22 protein-coding genes and 1 riboswitch are annotated in these 18,549 nt (G+C 48.0%); of the genes, 20 read left to right on the plus strand and 2 right to left on the minus strand.

All coding sequences use genetic code 11. The features are described 5' to 3' along the window. Window positions 1-93: 93 nt before the first annotated feature. Entirely contained in the window at window positions 94-570 is a 477-nt protein-coding gene (locus ACRQU7_RS10805; RefSeq protein WP_444640782.1) for a helix-turn-helix domain-containing protein, read from the minus strand. A gap of 394 nt (window positions 571-964) precedes the next feature. Here ACRQU7_RS10805 and ACRQU7_RS10810 point away from each other — a divergent pair, with 394 nt between their 5' ends. From ACRQU7_RS10810 to ACRQU7_RS10820, 3 genes are all read left to right on the plus strand, one after another. Then, window positions 965-2,155, plus strand: coding sequence for an MFS transporter (locus ACRQU7_RS10810; protein WP_246419221.1), 1,191 nt, complete (start codon window positions 965-967; stop codon window positions 2,153-2,155). Between the two features lie 66 nt (window positions 2,156-2,221). Next, the gene (locus tag ACRQU7_RS10815) at window positions 2,222-2,887 is read left to right on the plus strand and encodes an ATP-binding cassette domain-containing protein (RefSeq protein WP_321173108.1); all 666 of its coding nucleotides are present in this window, start codon (window positions 2,222-2,224) and stop codon (window positions 2,885-2,887) included. Continuing rightward, window positions 2,884-3,642 (plus strand): ABC transporter permease, encoded by a 759-nt coding sequence (locus ACRQU7_RS10820; RefSeq protein WP_444640785.1) that lies wholly within the window; start codon window positions 2,884-2,886, stop codon window positions 3,640-3,642. The genes ACRQU7_RS10815 and ACRQU7_RS10820 overlap by 4 nt, the downstream gene beginning before the upstream one ends. 175 nt (window positions 3,643-3,817) lie before the next feature. Here the strand turns inward: ACRQU7_RS10820 and ACRQU7_RS10825 are convergent, their stop codons facing one another. Further along, window positions 3,818-4,186, minus strand: coding sequence for a MerR family transcriptional regulator (locus tag ACRQU7_RS10825; RefSeq protein ID WP_444645585.1), 369 nt, complete (start codon window positions 4,184-4,186; stop codon window positions 3,818-3,820). Between the two features lie 54 nt (window positions 4,187-4,240). Between ACRQU7_RS10825 and ACRQU7_RS10830 the strand changes: the two genes are divergently transcribed. The 17 genes from ACRQU7_RS10830 (at window position 4,241) to ACRQU7_RS10910 (ending at window position 18,492) form a co-directional block, all read left to right on the plus strand. Further along, entirely contained in the window at window positions 4,241-4,681 is a 441-nt protein-coding gene (locus tag ACRQU7_RS10830) for a MarR family winged helix-turn-helix transcriptional regulator (protein WP_444640787.1), read from the plus strand. A gap of 41 nt (window positions 4,682-4,722) precedes the next feature. After that, on the plus strand, window positions 4,723-5,532 hold the full coding sequence (arsM, locus tag ACRQU7_RS10835; protein ID WP_066648714.1) for an arsenite methyltransferase: 810 nt from the start codon (window positions 4,723-4,725) through the stop codon (window positions 5,530-5,532). Window positions 5,533-5,546: 14 nt separating this feature from the next. Beyond that, entirely contained in the window at window positions 5,547-6,041 is a 495-nt protein-coding gene (locus ACRQU7_RS10840; protein WP_444640789.1) for a GNAT family N-acetyltransferase, read from the plus strand. 349 nt (window positions 6,042-6,390) lie between these two features. After that, on the plus strand, window positions 6,391-6,864 hold the full coding sequence (locus tag ACRQU7_RS10845; RefSeq protein ID WP_444640791.1) for a C-GCAxxG-C-C family protein: 474 nt from the start codon (window positions 6,391-6,393) through the stop codon (window positions 6,862-6,864). A 178-nt stretch (window positions 6,865-7,042) separates the two neighbouring features. After that, window positions 7,043-7,372: an ArsR/SmtB family transcription factor gene (locus tag ACRQU7_RS10850; protein ID WP_444640793.1), complete on the plus strand. Its 330-nt coding sequence runs from the start codon at window positions 7,043-7,045 to the stop codon at window positions 7,370-7,372. Beyond that, window positions 7,360-9,003 carry an FAD-dependent oxidoreductase gene (locus ACRQU7_RS10855; protein ID WP_444640795.1) on the plus strand — a complete coding sequence of 548 codons (1,644 nt, stop codon included), beginning with the start codon at window positions 7,360-7,362 and terminating at the stop codon, window positions 9,001-9,003. The genes ACRQU7_RS10850 and ACRQU7_RS10855 overlap by 13 nt, the downstream gene beginning before the upstream one ends. An 82-nt stretch (window positions 9,004-9,085) precedes the next feature. Further along, complete coding sequence (locus tag ACRQU7_RS10860; RefSeq protein ID WP_444640797.1) at window positions 9,086-9,559, plus strand: arsenate reductase ArsC; 474 nt, start codon at window positions 9,086-9,088, stop codon at window positions 9,557-9,559. A gap of 426 nt (window positions 9,560-9,985) precedes the next feature. Beyond that, the gene (locus ACRQU7_RS10865) at window positions 9,986-10,339 is read left to right on the plus strand and encodes a metalloregulator ArsR/SmtB family transcription factor (protein WP_444640799.1); all 354 of its coding nucleotides are present in this window, start codon (window positions 9,986-9,988) and stop codon (window positions 10,337-10,339) included. Between the two features lie 50 nt (window positions 10,340-10,389). After that, window positions 10,390-11,478, plus strand: coding sequence for an ACR3 family arsenite efflux transporter (gene arsB, locus ACRQU7_RS10870; RefSeq protein WP_444640801.1), 1,089 nt, complete (start codon window positions 10,390-10,392; stop codon window positions 11,476-11,478). A gap of 30 nt (window positions 11,479-11,508) precedes the next feature. Further along, a complete protein-coding gene (locus ACRQU7_RS10875) occupies window positions 11,509-11,832 on the plus strand; it encodes an arsenic metallochaperone ArsD family protein (protein ID WP_444640803.1) in 324 nt (107 codons plus the stop codon). A 66-nt stretch (window positions 11,833-11,898) separates the two neighbouring features. Beyond that, on the plus strand, window positions 11,899-12,291 hold the full coding sequence (gene arsD, locus ACRQU7_RS10880) for an arsenite efflux transporter metallochaperone ArsD (RefSeq protein ID WP_066648736.1): 393 nt from the start codon (window positions 11,899-11,901) through the stop codon (window positions 12,289-12,291). 143 nt (window positions 12,292-12,434) lie between these two features. After that, the gene (gene arsA / locus ACRQU7_RS10885) at window positions 12,435-14,171 is read left to right on the plus strand and encodes an arsenical pump-driving ATPase (RefSeq protein WP_444640806.1); all 1,737 of its coding nucleotides are present in this window, start codon (window positions 12,435-12,437) and stop codon (window positions 14,169-14,171) included. Window positions 14,172-14,244: 73 nt separating this feature from the next. After that, complete coding sequence (locus ACRQU7_RS10890; RefSeq protein ID WP_128742608.1) at window positions 14,245-14,514, plus strand: hypothetical protein; 270 nt, start codon at window positions 14,245-14,247, stop codon at window positions 14,512-14,514. A 95-nt stretch (window positions 14,515-14,609) separates the two neighbouring features. Continuing rightward, a riboswitch (cyclic di-GMP riboswitch) is annotated at window positions 14,610-14,701 on the plus strand. A gap of 410 nt (window positions 14,702-15,111) precedes the next feature. Next, entirely contained in the window at window positions 15,112-15,561 is a 450-nt protein-coding gene (locus ACRQU7_RS10895; RefSeq protein ID WP_444640808.1) for a sigma-70 family RNA polymerase sigma factor, read from the plus strand. Between the two features lie 557 nt (window positions 15,562-16,118). Further along, window positions 16,119-16,505 carry a recombinase family protein gene (locus tag ACRQU7_RS10900; protein WP_444640810.1) on the plus strand — a complete coding sequence of 129 codons (387 nt, stop codon included), beginning with the start codon at window positions 16,119-16,121 and terminating at the stop codon, window positions 16,503-16,505. A gap of 11 nt (window positions 16,506-16,516) precedes the next feature. Beyond that, window positions 16,517-16,672: a hypothetical protein gene (locus tag ACRQU7_RS10905; RefSeq protein ID WP_164919018.1), complete on the plus strand. Its 156-nt coding sequence runs from the start codon at window positions 16,517-16,519 to the stop codon at window positions 16,670-16,672. 191 nt (window positions 16,673-16,863) lie between these two features. After that, a complete protein-coding gene (locus ACRQU7_RS10910; RefSeq protein ID WP_444640813.1) occupies window positions 16,864-18,492 on the plus strand; it encodes a recombinase family protein in 1,629 nt (542 codons plus the stop codon). The last annotated feature ends 57 nt before the right edge of the window (window positions 18,493-18,549 follow it).

Genomic DNA, 18,549 nt, shown 5'->3' on the forward strand with positions numbered 1-18,549 from the left:
CATGGAAAAAGCAGCGAACCCGCCGGACAAGCCGGCAGATCGCTGCATTGGGCCTGAGCCGGGGCGGATATCCGCGCGGCCCGGGCGGGCGTATTATCGATCTTTCTTTTGAGGAATCGCTTTGAATTTCTGATTTGCTTCCAGTTTGCATTCTTCGCGCAGGCTCCAGAAAATTTTGAACTCCAGCTTTTCGATCTCCCGCTGCTGCTTATAGCTGACGCGCAGAGTGGCTTCCCGCGGGATCGTGACGTCCCTGCCGAGCTCCGGCAGCAGCGCCTGGATGCGGTTTCCGTTTTTTCGCAGAGAGTCCAGTCTGCTTCCGATGCCGTCGAGCAGGTCGAGGGATTTGCCGGGCGTGTCCTCGGAAACCATGTACCGCTCGTTTTGGTTGATATAGTTCGTCGAATCCCCGGCGGCGAGCCAGCGGACCAGCGCTTCCCGGCTGAAGCGCCATTCCCGGCCGATTTTCCGGGCGGGGATATGCTCCTCCCGGAGCAGTTTAATCAGCGTCTTTTCGCTGATTCCCAAAAATTCCGATGCCTGACTCAGATTTAAGATGTCGTTGTCCATGTTGTTCCTCCTCCCGAACCGTCTGCGGAATATAGTATAATACTTCCAACCTAAAATGGCAAGCCGAATGGAAATTAAATTCACTATGAAAGAACTTAACGGTAATCTGGCGGTATTTTTAATCTTTTCCAACGCCTTTCCGGCATCTTCGGCGGGCAAACCGGCTTTGCTCTTTCAATTTTCCACTATTGTAATTGATGTTGGCACTAAGTACGCTTATCATATGATTATATTCCGTTATACATTGACTTTATTCAGTATTTGCGCTATCATAAGATAAATTTGTAATTCTCTGTTTTCACGGCGGCATGACGGCGGATTTGTGCCGGCGCGGTCGGCTTTTGTTTTGAAGGAAAGTACGGGAGTATGCGGCACGAATACGGGGGCGTTTGTTTTGTCGAAAAAAAAGATGATAATCGTTTCCAATATTTTTCTGATCGGGCTGGTCAGCTTTTTTATGGATATGAGTACGGAAATGATCTACCCGATCATTCCTCTGTACCTGACGGCGGTTCTCGGGGCGACGCCGGCCATCGTCGGCGTGATCGAAGGCGTTGCGGAAAGCGTCGCTTCCCTTCTGAAAGTGGCGAGCGGCTACATCGGGGATCGATATCAAAATAAAAAACGGTTGGCTTTCCTCGGATATTCCGCCTCCGTGCTCTATAAGTTCGTCCTTCTGATAGCCGGCTCGTGGGGCGGCGTGCTGGCGGCGCGGGTGATCGACCGCACCGGCAAGGGGATCCGGACCGCCCCGCGCGACGCTTTGGTGGCGCAGTCGAGCGAAAAAGGGAAACTGGGCGGTTCCTACGGTTTACATAAGATGCTCGATATGGCGGGGTCTTCGCTCGGGGCCCTTTTTGCTTTCCTGTTTATCGCCATCGGAATGAAATATCGCTCGGCGTTCCTCTGGTCCGTCATTCCGGGCGTCGTCGCCGTGACGATCATCCCGCTGATCCGGGAGGAAAAGGGAGCCGCCCCAAAACAGCGGAGGCTGGCCTTTCGGGGCCTGAAACTGGACGCAAGACTGAAATGGTATTTCGCCGTTCTCTTCCTTTTCTGCCTCGGCAACTCTTCCAACGCCTTCTTGCTGCTCAAGGCGCAGTCGCGCGGGTTTTCCACCTCCGAGGTGATGCTGCTCTATCTGATTTTCAACGTTTCCGCGTCCATTCTGGCGATCCCGGCCGGCCGGCTGTCGGACCGGTTCGGCAGAAGCAGGGTCCTGATCCCCGGCTATCTGATCTACGGCCTGGTCTATCTGGGGTTTGCCCTGCTGACGTCGAAAGTCTCCCTGCTGATCCTGTTCGTCGCCTACGGCGCTTATACCGCCTTTATCAGCGGGGCGGAACGGGCGTTGATCGCGGAGGCGTCGCCGGCGGAATATAAGGGGACCGTGCTCGGCGTCTACGGCATGCTGCAGGGCTTCGGCCTCCTGTTTTCCTCCATAATCGCCGGCGGGATGTGGAATGTCTGGGGCTCCGACGCACCGTTCTGGTTCGGCGGCGTTCTGGGCATCGTCTCCGCCCTGCTGATCGCTGTCATCCTCCGCTCCGGGAAAGGGCGGAAAGCGGCGGACCGTTCGGATTGAAGCCGGAACAGGAGGAAATTTTCAGAAAAAGCGGCCGCTGCCGCCGCGGAAAGTCTTGATCTTGAGGTGAAAGCATTGGAACAGCTCACATTCCGGGATGTTTCCTACCGGCAGGGCGGAAAAGAGATTCTCAAAGACGTTTCGGCACAGTTTTCAGCCGGCGACTTTGTCTCCATCGTCGGCCCCTCCGGAAGCGGGAAGAGTACCTTTTTACGGCTGTGCTGCCATCTGATCAGCCCGACGGAAGGAAAAATCTTCTTCCATGGGAAGGATATGCTTCAGGAAGACCCGATCGGGCTGCGGAAAAAAATCAGCTACTGCTTTCAGGAGCCGGTCCTCTGGGGGAATACGGTGGAAGACAACGTCGCGTTTCCCTACCGCGTCAGGGACCGGAAGATCGACCGGGAAAAAATCGTTTCGCTGCTCGCCCGCTTCAATCTGGACGAAAGCTACCTCTCGCATGAGGTCAAAGGGCTGTCGGGAGGGGAAAAACAGCGGATCTCCCTGATCCGCACGCTGCTTTTCGAACCGGAAATTCTGCTGCTGGACGAAGTGACTTCCGCACTCGACGCCGAGAACACGGAACTGATTGAAAAAGAAATCCTCCGGCTGAACCGGAAGGGCGTCACGGTCCTGTGGGTCACCCACAACACCGCCCAGAGCCGGAAATACGCCAGCCGGCTGCTGACTCTGGAAAACGGCCGAATCCAATCATCGGAGGAAATCAAATGAACGGTGCGAATATCAGCGACGCCTCTCTTCTGATGGCGTCTTCGTTAGTTCTCGTCTCTCTGCTGTTTTCCTATTTTCAGAAACTCAGGCTGGAAAAAGAGACCCTCATCAGCGTCATACGGGCGGTCATCCAGCTCTTTGCGGTGGGATATGTCCTTCAATTTATCTTCAGACTCCGCAACCCGGCCGTCACGACGCTGATTGTGCTCTTCATGATCTTTAACGCGGCCTTTAACGCGGCCAAGCGGGGAAAAGGGATCAAAAACGGAATTCTGATTTCTTTCCTTTCCATTTTAGTCGGCGCAGGCGCCACGCTTTCCGTCCTGGTCCTCTCCGGCGCGGTGCGGTACGAGGCGAATCAGATCATTCCGATCAGCGGCATGATCATCAGCAACGCCATGGTCGCCATCGGCCTGTGCTACCGGCAGCTCACCGGCGATTTCAAAAGCCGGAGGAACGAAGTGGAAATCAAGCTTTCGCTGGGCGCGGACCTTCTTCCGGCTTCGATGGATATTCTCCGGGACTCGATCCGCACGGGGATGGTGCCCACCATCGACTCCACGAAGACGCTGGGCATCGTCTCCCTTCCCGGCATGATGACGGGGCTGATCCTTGCCGGCATATCCCCGCTCATGGCAATCCGGTACCAGATCATGGTGACATTCATGCTGCTGTCTACGACGGCGATTTCCTCATTTATGGCCTGCTTTCTCTCTTACCGGACCTTCTTCAATGAAAGAAAGCAACTGCTATAGCGCTTTTAAAATAAACGGCCCCTCGCGGACTGCTCCAGCGTGTGGGGCAGAATCGCCGCAAAAGGGCCGCTTTTTGCCGGGTATGGGGCAAAAAGCAATTTTTCGCCTTTGCCCCGGACATAGGAAAAGGGGCCATTTTGCAACAGCCCCTTCTGTTTGGTTGCGGAGGCAGAATTTAAACCAACGGCCTTTGGATTTTACCGCTGACACAGAAAGCCTTGGACTGGGAACTGAAACATTGAATTTTCTGGTTCACTTTGGCCAATTGCTTTTTCATGGAGGCGATGCGACCTTCCACATCCCTTTTATGTGCCATTAGAATTTCGCAGCGCTGAGGCAGAGTCTGCTCCCCCCTGCGGCTCAGATCGACGAATTCCCTGATCTTTTTGATTGGCATTCCGGTGTTTTTCAGGCAAAAAACCAGACCAAGCCACTCCAGGTCTTCTTCCGAAAAACGCCGGACGCCGCCGCAGATAGTCTTTTGCCGGCAGAGGTAGCAAGCTGGCCCCCACTCCCTACCCCCAACGTAGGAAAATATTTTTATTTAACTATTGCAATATACAACTGTTGTATGATAGAATATGCACGAGGTGATGAAATGATTGACCAAGGGAGCGCAATCCTGAGAGAGCTGATCCGGGTGCTTGTAAGGAACTTAGGCATCCTGGAAAAAGGCGATGCCTCTTGCTGCGGCGTTACGATCACGCAATGTCACGCCATTGTCGAAATTGGCCGGAAAGAAAAAATATCACTGGTGGACCTTGCCGACTTATTGGGCGTGGACAAAAGTACCATGAGCCGGACTGTCAATAACCTTGTGGAAGCGGATTTAGCGGTGCGGGAACTGGATGCTGAAAACAGGAGATATGTTACAATTCAGTTGACAGAAAAGGGCAAAGATGTATTCCAGAATATTGAAAAAAGCATGGAGAGCTACTACAAAGGGATATTCGGTTCCATTCCAGAGGATAAAAGAAGTCAGGTGCTGGAAGGCTTGAAGCTCCTGGCGGACGCGGCGCAACGCAACAAATGCTGTTAATCGGAAATGATTTTATTGCTAATTTTAAGGAGGCTATCTTTATGTCGAAGAACATTCGGGAAGAAATCAAGGAGCATTACGGCGATATTGCAAAAAAAGTGTCTGAAACCGCAAAAAGTTCCTGTTGCGGTGGTGGGTCTTGCTGCGGTGATATATCGAATGATCTGTATTCCGTAGAATATGTTGCCGGATTGCCGGAAGAAGCGATCCGGGCCTCGTTGGGCTGCGCGAATCCGGTTGCCCTTGCAAACCTGCAAAAGGGTGAAACGGTGCTGGATTTGGGCAGCGGCGGCGGGATAGACGTGCTGATTTCCGCAAAATTTGTGGGCGAAACAGGCAAAGCCTATGGATTGGATATGACCGACGAAATGCTGGAACTGGCGAATCGCAATAAGGAGAAGATCGGCGCGAAAAATGTTGAATTTATTAAAGGATACATTGAGAATATTCCACTGCCAGACGAATCTGTTGACGTTGTTACATCGAACTGTGTAATCAACCTGACTGAGAACAAGGAAGTCGCTCTGAGAGAGGCTTATCGGGTCTTGAAAAAGGGCGGAAGACTTGCGATTGCTGATATTGTTGAACTGAAAGCCGTTCCGGATGAGATTCGCAAAAGCGTCCAAATGTGGGTCGGCTGCATTTCCGGGGCATTGAGCGTCGCAGAATATGAACGAATTCTGAAAAAAGTCGGCTTTACAAACGTAGAAATTACGCCTGTCAATATCTATACAAAAGAAATCATCCGAAGTATTGCGGAAGAAAAGGAACTTGGTGAGATTTACTCCCACCTAAACGAAGATGCCTTGGACGGTGCTTTTGCGGGCGCACATGTAAAGGCATATAAATAGAGAAAGGCTTTGAAATGGACTTTACGATTGAGAAGATGGAACCGGCCGACTGGCCTCAGGTTTCTACCATCTATTCGGCAGGCATCAAAACCGGGATCGCAACTTTCCAAAGAGACGTTCCAAGCTGGAAGGAGTGGGATCAAAGCCATCTGAATTCCTGCCGTTTTGTTGCACGATTCAATGATGTGATTTTGGGATGGGCAGCTTTATCCCCAACCTCCAGCAGATGTGTCTATGCGGGAGTAGCCGAAGTCAGCATATACATCGATCCGGAATATAAACATCAGGGCATAGGAACTAAACTCCTGAAAAATTTAATTCATCAGTCGGAAAAAGAAGGTTTCTGGTCTTTACAAGCCGGAATCATCAAAGAAAATACCCACAGCCGAGAATTACATCAGAAATGCAAGTTTCGGGAGCTTGGCTTCAGAGAAAGATTAGGACAGATGTCAAATGAAAAATGGCATGACGTCGTTTTAATGGAGCGCAGAAGCAAAGCTGTTGGCTGAATCAATCTATTTCAAGTAGAAAGCAGTGGCATAAAATGGTTCTTCTTTTCATAATTTTACTGATCATCGTCGCGGTAACTCCAAGGGAAAGCAACTCCGATTATGAGGAATATTGCCGGATGGAATGCTGGAGCAGGAGATTTCCGAAATCGTCGAATTAGTCAGAAGGCGGCTTCACGAACAAAATTCGTGAAGCTCCTTTTCTTGTCAGGCATTTACCAGTTCTAAAAATATTTATAAATTCGATTTTTCGATTTAAAGATATTGACAATCATCGATATTGACTTTATACTGTATCATAATATATATTACATATCTGATTACTTTAATTTAGAGGGGATCAACAGCAATGACATTACAAAAAGAAGTGTTGGCCACCCAAGCCGTTGATCTATTCAGAAATGGGCTCTATTGTTCGGAAGCAATTCTTCAGGTTTTTAATAAGGAGCTTGGCCTGGGATTGAATGACACTGCCATAAAAATGGCAACCGGATTTGGCGCAGGTTTAGGTGCGTCGAAATGCTGCTGCGGCTCGCTGACAGGTGCAGTGATGGTTTTAAGCGCCGTGAAAGGCAGAACAAGTACAGAAGGCAATGTAGATGAGGTGTTTTCCTTAACTCAGGAATTGCATAATGAGTTTAAAAAAAGATATAAGGCTACCTGCTGCCGTGTGCTGACGAGATCAGTAAAATGGGGAGAACCGGAGCATCATCAGCTCTGTGAGCAATATGTCAGAGGTGCTGTAGAAATATTAACTGATATTTTAGAGAGGGAAAGTAAGCCAGCACCGGTAAAAAGCAATGGTAACTTGGAGCTGGACTAAATTTACATAAATATTATCATTAAACCCAGGGCCGCAGAAATAGCTTACCGCCTTGGGTTTTTTATTATTAAATTTTCGCCAGCATATTGACATTCATCGATATAAGTATATAATATAGATGAATTTGAATGAAATTGATGCATGTCTATCTTATGCAAAACTGGGAGGTGTACAGAAAATGAGATATTCCCACGCGGAATATGCCCCGGTGTTTAAGGCGCTGTCCGACGAAACTCGGCTGAAGATCGTCGAGATTCTTTCCTGCGGCGAAATGTGCGCCTGTGACATTCTGGAATCCTTCAAGATCACGCAGCCTACCCTTTCCTACCACATGAAAATTCTGACGGATTGCGGCCTTGTGAACGGCAGGCGCGAAGGAACCTGGATGAGGTATACGATCAACGACAAAAAAGTTACTGCCATAAAAAATTTCTGGGACGGAATCACATCGGAATATCGGGATTGTATCTGTAATAATGTCGAGGAGGAAGGAAAATGCGAATTATAATCATAGGTGCGGTTGCCGCCGGAACGTCCGCCGCGGCAAAGGCACGAAGAAACAGCGAAAGCGCCGAAATCGTCGTTTATGACAAGGACAGCTTTATTTCATATTCCGGTTGTGGTATGCCCTATTACATCGGCGGTGAAGTCGAAAACGCAGACGAACTCACCCCACGCGATCCCGCGTTTTTCAAAAGTAAATACAATGTGGATATTTTGACCCGTCATGAAGTGCTCTCAATTAACCCCGATCAAAAGGTTCTGAAAGTCAAAAACCTTACCACCGGAGAGGTGTTTTCCGATTCATATGACAAGCTGGTAATTGCAACCGGAGCACGGGCGGTCGTTCCACCAATCAAGGGCGCAGACGGACGGCACGTCTTTACTCTGCGCAATATCGGTGACATGAACCGCATCAAAACTTATATCGATGGAAACAGCCCGAAGCGCGCGGTGATCATCGGAACGGGCTTCATCGGGCTGGAAGTCTGTGAAAATCTGAAAAAACTCGGTTTAGAAGTGACCCTGCTGGAAAAGCTGCCGCAAGTGACACCGGGGCTCGACAGTGACATGGCGGTCTATGTGCAGGACCATATAGAAAAGAATGGCGTTCCTGTCCTGACGGGCGTTTCTATTACAGAGATTACGGAAAGTAGTGTCGTTTTGTCGGGCGGCAAAGAGATTCCTGCGGATCTGGTTCTGATCTCTGCCGGGGTTCGCCCCAACACGGCACTGGCCGAAGCGGCGGAGATCGAGCTTGGCGTTTCCGGTGCGATCCGTGTGAACACAAAGATGCAAACCAGCCAACCGGATATCTATGCCTGCGGAGACTGCATCGAGCAGTTCCATGCGGTGACGGGAAAACCGGTTTACCGGCCGCTGGGTTCTACAGCCAACAAGACCGGCAGAATCGCCGGAGACAGCATGACGGGCGGCGATCTGGAATTCAGAGGCATACTCGGTACCGGAATCTTCAAAATATTTGATATGACGGTGGCTCAGACCGGCCTTTCCGAACGTGAGGCGCTTGCCTTGGGTTATCAAGTCCAGGTTTGCCACAACATCAAACCCAACAAGCCGGAATATATGGGCGGCAGGGAAATGGTCATCAAGGGAATCGCCGACCGCGTGAGCGGCAGACTCCTGGGCGCGCAGATCGTCGGATATGAGGGCGTGGACAAGAGAATCGACGTGTTTGTGACGGCGATTACCTTCAAGGCGAAAGTGGAAGATCTTTTCCATCTTGATCTGGCCTATGCCCCGCCGTTTTCTACCACAAAGGACCCGGTGATGTACACCGGGATGATCCTGGATAATGCCATTCACAGGGGCAGACCGCTGATCACGGCGCAGGAGCTCGATACCCTGATGCGGTCTGGGAAACCCTATACGTTGATCGACGCCAGAGCTGCTGCGCAATATGAGAAGAATCATATTGAAACCGCGAGAAGCATCCCCCACGCCAAAGTGAGAGCCGCGGCCGAGTCGTTGGATAAGGACGCGATTACGGTTACCTACTGCAATAAGGGCGTGACCGGAAACGCAGCACAGAACATTCTGCTGGGCAAAGGGGTTAAAAAAGTATATAACCTTTCAGGCGGACAAAAACAATATGGCAAAACGCATGGAGAGAAATAAGATCGCTCTCAGCCCGTCTTAATCATCGGTGCCAAAAGGTTTGAGATGACTTGAAAAAGTTGAAACTGTTGGAGGGGCAATCATGTTAAAGGTATTATTCTTATGCACAGGCAACTCTGCAAGAAGCCAAATTGCCGAGGCAATTCTCAACTCGAAAGGGAAAGACCGGATAATTGCTTATAGTGCTGGAAGCGAACCTGAAAAAGAAATTAATCCCTATGCCATCAAGGTATTGAAAGAAATTGGCATCGATATAAGTGACTGTAAGCCAAAATCCCTGAAATTATTTTCAGATCAGTACTTCGACTTTGTAATTACTTTGTGTGATCGTGCAAGAAATCAATGTCCAGTAATAGCTGGCCCCTCTATACATGTGCATTGGGGATTTCCTGATCCGAAATATTTTGAAGGTACTGATGAAGAAATCTTGAAGCAGTTCAGAACCCTGGTGAATGAATTAACCAGAAGGATTGACTTGTTTATGCTTCTTCCCTTGGAAAAATCCGACAGGACGACTTTAAAGAAAAAGCTTAATGAAATAGTGGAAACGAATTGAATTTTATGAGAAATTTTCGGTATTATAGCAAAATAAATCCAGTTTAATAATTTGTTATATTGCCATTGTAACAAATGTCTTGTTATGGGCATAGTATATGCATATATGATCATACAGCGATATTGGAACAGGGTGCTTCAAATACATCATACGGTGGTTAAGGAGGATTATGTTATGACAGATTATCTCAGCATCAACAATATGAATATAGCCACGTGCAGAGAGGATACGCAATTTGGAATTAGCGATATGTGCGGCGTCACAAACAGAAATAATATACGCTATAGTATTGAAAACATGTGCGGTGTAACAGATCAGAGTAATGCAAAGTACTGTCTAAATAACATGAATGGTTTTCAATAAGGTCGGCCATCGCTGCACTGATCTCAATTAGCGAAGCAAGTGTATTCAAGGAAGGTGGAATGAATGATCGAGGTCTTTAAGGCATTGTCAGAGGAAAGCAGGTTACGGATTTTATCTTTACTTTTGGAAAACGAAATGTGCGTATGCGAGATTGAAGCCACGTTGAAAATGACACAATCGAATGCTTCGCGGCATCTGACAGCCTTAAAAAATTGCGGGATTTTGGATAGCTACAAAGTGGCACAATGGGCGTATTACCGGATCGACGATAATTTTAAGCAAGAAAACGCTGAGCTTTGGGAGTACCTTCAGCGCAAACTGATAGAACTTCCGACTTACAAAGTTGACCGGGAAGAATGCCGGAAATGCAAAGGTCAAAATCTGTGCGGATGTTTAAATAACAAGATGTTTAAATAACAAAACGATATAAAATTCGTTAATCATTATTCACTTGGGAGGTTTTATAGTTGGGTGTAGAAAGTAAAGCAAAATTGTCTTTTCTGGATCGATTCCTTACATTGTGGATTTTTCTTGCCATGGCCATTGGCGTAACCGTCGGTAACTTTTTCCCGTCTGCGGCAAATGCAATTAACAGCCTCAGCACAGGGACGACGTCGTGGCCTATCGCAGTCGGACTGATCCTTATGATGTATCCCCCGCTTATTAAAGTTAAGTACGAAGAAATTGGTAAGGTGGCAAATAATAAGCGGGTATTCAGCTTTTCGCTTTTACAAAATTGGATCATCGGCCCGATCCTGATGTTTCTCCTTGCGATCATCTTTTTACCAGACAAACCGCAGTATGCCATCGGCATTATTGTCATAGGGCTTGCCCGTTGCATTGCCATGGTGATCATCTGGAATACGCTGGCGAAAGGCGACAACGAGTATTGTGCCGCATTGGTCGCCCTCAACGCAATCTTCCAAATCCTTCTTTACTCCGTTTACATTTGGTTTTTTGTCACGGTTTTACCGGAAGCTTTACATCTCTCATGGGGCGGAGAGGCCGTACACGTATCAATCTTGGAAGTTGCACATAGCGTACTCATTTATCTTGGCATTCCGTTTGCAGCCGGTATTATCACAAGATTCTCGGTGATCAGAATCAAAGGCAAGGAATGGCTGAACAATACCTTTATACCAAAGATTTCACCGCTTGCTCTTATAGCGCTTCTCTATACGATTATTATCATGTTTATGCTCAAAGGGCGCATGATCGTTGAGTTACCGTTTGATGTAGTGCGGATTGCAATTCCACTGCTGATTTACTTTGTGCTGATGTTTGTAATCAGCTTCTTTATTTCATACAAGAGCGGTTTCAAATATGACCAGACCGCGACATTATCTTTTACCGCCGCGAGCAACAATTTTGAACTTGCTATCGCCACATCGGTCGCAGTTTTCGGTATCAGTTCCGGGCAAGCATTTGCTGCAGTTATTGGGCCGTTGATCGAAGTACCGGTGATGATTTCACTTGTACGGCTTTCGCTCTATCTGAAAGGCAAATATTTTGATGGAAATGGGCTTCCGCTCCATAAACCAGAGGCTCAAAAATGACTGGCGAACTGATTTATCCGGAGCGATTTCATGAAAACAATGCGAATCTTTGAATCGGCGTTGGGCTGCACCATTGGATTACGCAATGATAATTCTAATTCTGAATTGATTCGATTCAAAGTATCTCTCAAGACGTTGGAGAAAAACGACATTAAGGTTGAATGTTTTAACCTTTTAGACTTGCCAATGGAATTTATAAACAACAAATCCATTAATAAGCTCATCAACAATGGGGAACGTCTTGGAAAGCTTCCAATCATTGTTTTGGATGATGAAATTGTATTTATGGGCCGATATCCAACCAACGATGAGCTCGCAACGCTCTTGAATATTCCGGTGAGTTGTTTTAATTAACCAATCTATCCATTGATCGTCGGTCGACGATCAATGGTAAATAACAATTTTTAGGAGATGTCTTATATGAAAAAAATGCAAATCTTTGAACCTGCCATGTGCTGTTCGACTGGCCTTTGCGGAGTTGGAGTGGACCCCGAACTTCTCAGGATTTCGACTGCCCTGAATACACTCAAGAAAAACGGGATCAATGTTGAACGGTTCAATCTGTCAAATGCTCCGCAGCAGTTCGTAAACAACAAGGCAGTCAATCACTTTATCAACACAAAGGGCGTCGATGGGCTGCCCGTCACTGTTTTGGACGGAGAAATCGTGACCGCAGGCCGGTACCCCACCAATGAAGAATTTGCCAACCTACTCGGCGTCCCGGCAAATCTGTTCGGCGGGAAGCCGAAGGTTGTCAAGGTCACTCCGAGAAGGTCGGGCGGATGCGGCTGCTCGGGAGGAAAGTGCTGCTGATTCGGTTCATACTTTCTGCTGAGAAAGAGATTTAGCACTTCTAACAAGACGATAGGAGCATATCTTCCCAAATCAGTTGTGTGAATTTTTCACAAGGGACGAGGATGCTCCTTATCTTTTTATAAAAGATTGGAGGTATCATCATGGAGAATTTTAATCCACAATTAATTAGGTTGACGAAATATTTGTTTTACACGGGAAAGGGTGGAGTCGGAAAAACATCGGCAGCATGCGCCACGGCCGTCACCCTTGCAGACAAAGGGAAAAAGGTGCTTTTAATCAGTACGGACCCCGCCTCAAATTTGCAGGACGTTTTCCATACGGAGCTTACGAACAAAGGGGTAGCGATTAAAGAAGTTCCAAATTTGGTTGTTTCCAACCTTGATCCCATACAGGCAGCAGCAGAATACAGGGAAAGTGTCATCGGCCCCTATCGCGGCAAGCTGCCTGATGCGGTGATTAAAAATATGGAGGAACAGCTTTCCGGTTCGTGTACGGTCGAGATTGCAGCTTTCAATGAGTTTTCAAAATTCATCACAGATGAAACGGTGCGGAAAGACTATGATCATATCTTGTTCGATACCGCTCCGACAGGGCATACGCTTCGCATGCTGCAACTGCCGTCCGCTTGGAGCAATTTCATCAGTGAAAATACGCATGGAGCTTCCTGTTTAGGTCAGCTTTCGGGATTGGAAAGTAAAAAGGAAGTTTATAAAGAAGCCGTCAGAACCTTGTCCGACGGGAAGCAGACGACGCTGATTCTTGTTTCGCGTCCGGAAGAAGCACCTTTGAAAGAAGCGGAACGGGCATCCAGGGAACTGGCGGAGATCGGTATCAACAATCAGACACTGGTGATCAACGGCGTGCTGACTTCCTATGACGACAGCGTTTCCGAGAGCCTGTATCGGAAACAGCAAGACGCGCTTCATGACATCCCGCAAGGCTTGAAAAAACTGACCGCATACCGGATTCCGCTGCGGGCTTATAACATCACCGGAATTGACAATGTCAGGGCTTTTCTGACCCAGGATCAGTATAAGATCCGCGATGAAAAAGTCAGGGCTAAATCGATTCCTCATCTGGAAGATGTCATTGACGATCTGTATCGCACGAATAAAAAGGTCATCTTTACCATGGGGAAAGGCGGTGTCGGGAAAACCACCGTTGCGGCCGCAATTGCACTGGGCCTTTCAAAAAGAGGAAGGAAAGTTCATCTGACTACGACGGACCCGGCCGGGCACCTGAAATCCGTAATCAGCGAGGCCAGCGGCATCACCATGAGCCATATTGATGAACAAGCCGAACTGAAAAAATATCAGGAAGAAGTGCTTTCCAATGCAAAGAAAACCATGTCCGCTGATGATATCGCTTATATCGAGGAGGATTTACGTTCTCCCTGTACGCAGGAAATTGCAGTATTCCGGGCTTTTGCCGAAGTTGTAGAGAAAGCGGAAGACCAGACCGTCGTGATCGATACCGCTCCGACAGGGCATACCCTTTTGCTGCTGGATTCCACACAAAGCTACAATCAGGAGATCAAACGCTCCCAGGGCGAAATCCCCGAATCCGCACGGAAGCTTCTGCCGCGCCTCCGCAATCCTGATGAAACCGAGGTCATTATTGTGACTTTGGCTGAGGATACGCCCGTCTATGAAGCACTGCGCCTGGAGGAAGATTTAAAGCGCGCCAGCATCGAAACAAAATGGTGGGTAATCAATTCGTCTTTCTACCGGACCGATACAACGAATCAAATACTTTCCGCAAAGGTGAGCAACGAAATCGAGTGGATCAACAAGGTGGATGAACATTCCAAGGGAAATTTTGCGGTAATTGCATGGAGCGCTGAGGAAATCGAAGGAGATAAACTGCTGACAATATAAGCTAACACTTTCCAATGGGACGATTGTGTCATTATAAAGATATCATAAAATGATAGAACTGGAGAAATGAAAGATGAAAATTACAGAAGAAGCAAAATCCTTGATTCAGGCGGCATTTGATTCCAATGATTGTGACTGTTTAAAAGTATCACAGCAGCAATCCTGCTGCGGCACATCCTTGCAATTTGAACTGATCAAATTGCAAGCAGGCGAGAAGTCCGTTTCCATTGACGGGGTCCCTGTTATGATGGATGACCAGACTCAAACAAGGACAGAGGCTGTGACACTTGCAGCGGAAAATGGCGAGCTGACCATTCAGGACGATCAGTCATGCTGCTGTTGATGGAAACAGTAATATGGAATCCCCCCATTCCCTGCAAATCACGTGCGCCTATCATACGGAAGCACAAGCCGAAAGATGTTAAAACAACAAAATAGTCAAACCAAGGGCAAACCCATTTAACGATGGGGACGCAAAGCCATAGGGTCTAAAGTGCGTAAAAGCGCGCTATGACAGCCTGGCTGCCGGAAGTCGCACTTGAAAGCTTGCCCTTTTTACGGGCAGGCTTTCATTGTTTTTATAGCTTCTGACGGATAATTTGAACAAAGATCATTCATGGCTCTGCTATGTCCCTTGGTGAAAGGGGAACCCATGAATATTCTTTACTTCTTCCTTTTCCGGAGGTTGAAATAAAGACGGCGAATCCCGTACACACTCGCCTCCATTAACTGAATATATTCAAAAATCAGCACTTTGCCGTCCCGGGCAAAGTGCTGATTTTTTATTTTCGACAACAAAAGCCCCGCCTCGACCGCTAAAGAACAGTTTCGATTTTAAGCTCTTTTCTTTTTGTAGAAGCGTGTCGAATCGACATTGCCGATCCCCTCCGCTTGTTCTTCATTTCCGGATTTCAACAATCACGAAATGGAGGACAAGCTTATGGCAAAGTATCGGAGAAAAACAAATTACCGGGATAAATATCCCGATGTAAGCAAAGAAATTATCGAGGTTCTGGAGAAAAGCGACCGCCTGATGGAATACCAGCAGTACGACATCAAAGTCGAACGGTGCAGGATTGATTATGGCAGTGGCACCGCTACATACCTTCCCAGCCGAGAGGACTCCTACGAGCGGCTTCTGGAGGAAAACAGACAGTTTGTCACCGAGATTGAAAGTGTTGAGGATGCCGCGATCAAGACGGTGCTGATCGGGAAAATGCTGGCCTGCCTCAAACATCTCGCCCCGGAAGAACAGGAGTTGATCACGGCTCTCTTTTTTATGGATAAGAGCGAGCGCCAGCTATCCAGAGAAACCGGGATCGCGCAGCGGACAATTCACGATAGAAAGGTAAAAATCCTGGCGGAATTAAAAAAACTTATGGGAAAATAAAAATTTATCCGCTCAACCCCCTCACTCAACGTGGAAATAAGTGAGGGGGTTTTACTCTTCCCTCATTGCTCCTTGAAAATTTCATATCCGGCAACATAAATACATGATCTGTCCGGCCGTGATGAGCGGCAGCGACATTGACGGGCGCGCCAAGACTACCTGCGGATGGGTGACAGACATCCGTTGAACCGATGGCATCGAAGGCGACGAGCGGCAAAGCCCGGTTATAAAGCAGCCCGTGGTGGGTTGTTTCGCAATGAAACGGACAGTGCTAACGCTACTTCCGTCCAGCCACAGCCCCGCCTGAAAGCGGGATCACGCAATGGGGGCGGCTCGGTGAGAACCACGGAGAGGTGAAATCCCTATGGTGTTTGCTTAACCGGCAAACCATTTATGTTGCCGCCCTCGCTTCGGGAAGCAGTGCCGAATAGAAGCATTAAATTGAAATGAAGAACAAGCAAATCGTTTGACCTTAGAAACTACGCGGCAGGACAATTGCGCCCTGCCGCGCCCTTGTGAGGTCAAACCACATTATTTAGGAACAGGAGGTTTTTATAATGGGACTGAAAAAAAGAGCGTGGCTGTACTGCCGCATTGACGCGCCGGAGGATGCCCACGGCATGCTGAAAGGTCAGAAAAAAGAGCTCTATGACTATGCGGATCAGCTGGGATTCACCATTGTTGGCTGTTCCGAGGATTTGGGAAGCGGCCTGAAATATAATCGCCCCGGCCTGATTGCAGTCGAACGTGCCGCTGAACAAGACAGGATGGATGTCTTGTTAGTAAAACAACTAAGCCGCCTCGGGAGAGATTCGGCACAAACGCTGGATTTTCTCCGGAAGCTGGAGCAGTCGGGCATAAAGCTCTATTCACCGCTGGAAGGAGAAATCAGATTGTTCAGAGATATCAATGCAATCCATGAGCTCACCATGGGCATGGAATAGGAGGCTTCACTATGAAGGCAAAGCAGCCGGATACAAGAGCTGAGACTATAAGAATCCAAGTAAATGGACTACCTGTCACATTGCTTTTTTCTGCGGAGCCGAACAAAGAAGCGGCTGATTTCATAAAAAAGGCTTTGATAAATGCTTATGTAGTTAGGACAGCATAAACGCAAAGCACAATTTAAAGGCGGTTTTTTCTAATGTCAATATGCGAAAAATCAGCTATTTGTATAGCTTTTTCCTGCTTTGTGTGAGATAATGGCGTTGGCAAAAAACCAACTGCTCCTTGACAATTGAATAAAATCAAGTGTCCGGTCTCTCACTCAAAACACCAACGATATGAGAGGACGGATACAAAATGGCTGAAAGAGTTTATTGTTTATACAGAGTATCTACCGCAAAGCAGGTAGACCATGATGAACAGAATCAGGCCGACATTCCCATGCAGCGCAAAGCCTGCCATGAATTTGCAGACCGCATGGGCTGGACCATTGTTCATGAAGAACAGGAAGACGGTGTTTCCGGCTATAAAGTCAGTGCCGCTCAGCGTGACAAAATCCAGCTCATAAGAGAACATGCAGAGCAAGGCAAATTTGATATCCTTCTGGTTTTTATGTTCGACAGGCTCGGCAGGAAAGCCGATGAAACTCCCTTTGTAGTGGAATGGTTCGTAAAAAAGGGTGTCAGAGTATGGAGCGTCAATGAAGGAGAGCAGCGGTTTGAGTCCCACACCGACCGCTTGACAAACTATATCCGCTTTTGGCAGGCTGACGGCGAAAGTCAGAAAACCTCCATCAGAACCAGAACTGCTCTTGGACAGATGGTTCAGGAGGGACGCTTCCGCGGCGGCACTGCTCCATATGGTTATTGTCTCGAGAAAAGCGGCATCATCAACAAGCGCAAGCATGAAGTCTACAAATTGGTCATTGACGAGGAAGAAGCCGAAGTAGTACGCATGATGTTTAATTTATGCGTTTCGGCAGGTTACGGACGCTGGCGGCTTGCCATGTTCCTGAATGATAAGGGAATCAAGACTCGCAAGGGAACCAATTGGCATGACGCATCGGTAGGCGCAATTCTGCACAACGTGATATACAAGGGCGTCCTCCGGAGCGGCACCACTTTCTCAGAGCCGTTCGAGAAACTTCAAATCGTTGATCCCTCTACTTTTGATTTAGCGCAAAGGCTTATGACTGAGCGGGTAAATGAGAAGAAAAACGAAAGAACGGTTCCGCTAAACACCGCAGGTCAATCGCTTCTGTCCGGAAATGTATTCTGTGGACATTGCGGCGGGCGCCTGGTCCTAACCACCAACGGCAAAGTAGTCAGGCTTGCAAACGGTGAAAAAAAGGGTGTCAAGCGCATTCGTTATATCTGCTATAACAAAACGAGGCGCCGTCTTGACTGCGATGGACAAACAGGCTATACTATGCACATCCTTGACGATGCGGTGGTTCAGGTCCTGCATCAGATTTTTGACCGCATGAATTCGGCTTCCGACAGCATGATTCTTGGAAGCACGGAGGATCGCCGGATGGCGGAATTACGAGCCGAGGTTAAACGGGCTAAGGCCGAGAACAGCAAGGCTACCACCGAGTACGAATCCATGAAAGCTGAAATGGTAAAGGTCGTTCTTGGCACGAGCGATATGCCCAAGGATGTATTGTCAGAGGTTGTAAATGAGTGCCGCGATAAGGTGATTGCCACCAGTGAACGGTTGACTTCATTAACAGCCGAGTTGGAACGCGGCAATGCAAGGGTAACTGAAATGAAATCTGAACTTTCCCGCATCCGCACATGGTCGGAGATTTTCGATGGCAGCGATATGGAAGTCAAGAAGATGATCGCGAACTACATCATCAAGAGAGTCAATGTATTCAAAGGCTATAAACTGGACATTGAGCTGAACCTGAATGTGCAGCAATTTCTGAATGGTCTTGACAGCATCAGCGACGATGAAGAATCGCGTCCCGCGGTGGCATCGTAAATTGATGCAGCCTCCATAAACTCTCTACAGCTGAGTAAATATCTACATATGCGGGTT

It is taken from the genome of Caproiciproducens puteiluti (assembly GCF_052442865.1).
Taxonomy (GTDB): Bacteria; Bacillota; Clostridia; order Oscillospirales; family Acutalibacteraceae; genus Caproiciproducens.

Coding starts and splice junctions, on each gene's coding strand:
- ACRQU7_RS10805 (WP_444640782.1), bottom strand. CDS start 570: ATGGACAACGACATCTTAAATCTGAGTCAGGCATCGGAATTTTTGGGA.
- ACRQU7_RS10820 (WP_444640785.1), top strand. CDS start 2,884: ATGAACGGTGCGAATATCAGCGACGCCTCTCTTCTGATGGCGTCTTCG.
- ACRQU7_RS10830 (WP_444640787.1), top strand. CDS start 4,241: ATGATTGACCAAGGGAGCGCAATCCTGAGAGAGCTGATCCGGGTGCTT.
- arsM (WP_066648714.1), top strand. CDS start 4,723: ATGTCGAAGAACATTCGGGAAGAAATCAAGGAGCATTACGGCGATATT.
- ACRQU7_RS10840 (WP_444640789.1), top strand. CDS start 5,547: ATGGACTTTACGATTGAGAAGATGGAACCGGCCGACTGGCCTCAGGTT.
- ACRQU7_RS10845 (WP_444640791.1), top strand. CDS start 6,391: ATGACATTACAAAAAGAAGTGTTGGCCACCCAAGCCGTTGATCTATTC.
- ACRQU7_RS10850 (WP_444640793.1), top strand. CDS start 7,043: ATGAGATATTCCCACGCGGAATATGCCCCGGTGTTTAAGGCGCTGTCC.
- ACRQU7_RS10855 (WP_444640795.1), top strand. CDS start 7,360: ATGCGAATTATAATCATAGGTGCGGTTGCCGCCGGAACGTCCGCCGCG.
- ACRQU7_RS10860 (WP_444640797.1), top strand. CDS start 9,086: ATGTTAAAGGTATTATTCTTATGCACAGGCAACTCTGCAAGAAGCCAA.
- ACRQU7_RS10865 (WP_444640799.1), top strand. CDS start 9,986: ATGATCGAGGTCTTTAAGGCATTGTCAGAGGAAAGCAGGTTACGGATT.
- ACRQU7_RS10875 (WP_444640803.1), top strand. CDS start 11,509: ATGAAAACAATGCGAATCTTTGAATCGGCGTTGGGCTGCACCATTGGA.
- arsD (WP_066648736.1), top strand. CDS start 11,899: ATGAAAAAAATGCAAATCTTTGAACCTGCCATGTGCTGTTCGACTGGC.
- arsA (WP_444640806.1), top strand. CDS start 12,435: ATGGAGAATTTTAATCCACAATTAATTAGGTTGACGAAATATTTGTTT.
- ACRQU7_RS10890 (WP_128742608.1), top strand. CDS start 14,245: ATGAAAATTACAGAAGAAGCAAAATCCTTGATTCAGGCGGCATTTGAT.
- ACRQU7_RS10895 (WP_444640808.1), top strand. CDS start 15,112: ATGGCAAAGTATCGGAGAAAAACAAATTACCGGGATAAATATCCCGAT.
- ACRQU7_RS10900 (WP_444640810.1), top strand. CDS start 16,119: ATGGGACTGAAAAAAAGAGCGTGGCTGTACTGCCGCATTGACGCGCCG.
- ACRQU7_RS10905 (WP_164919018.1), top strand. CDS start 16,517: ATGAAGGCAAAGCAGCCGGATACAAGAGCTGAGACTATAAGAATCCAA.
- ACRQU7_RS10910 (WP_444640813.1), top strand. CDS start 16,864: ATGGCTGAAAGAGTTTATTGTTTATACAGAGTATCTACCGCAAAGCAG.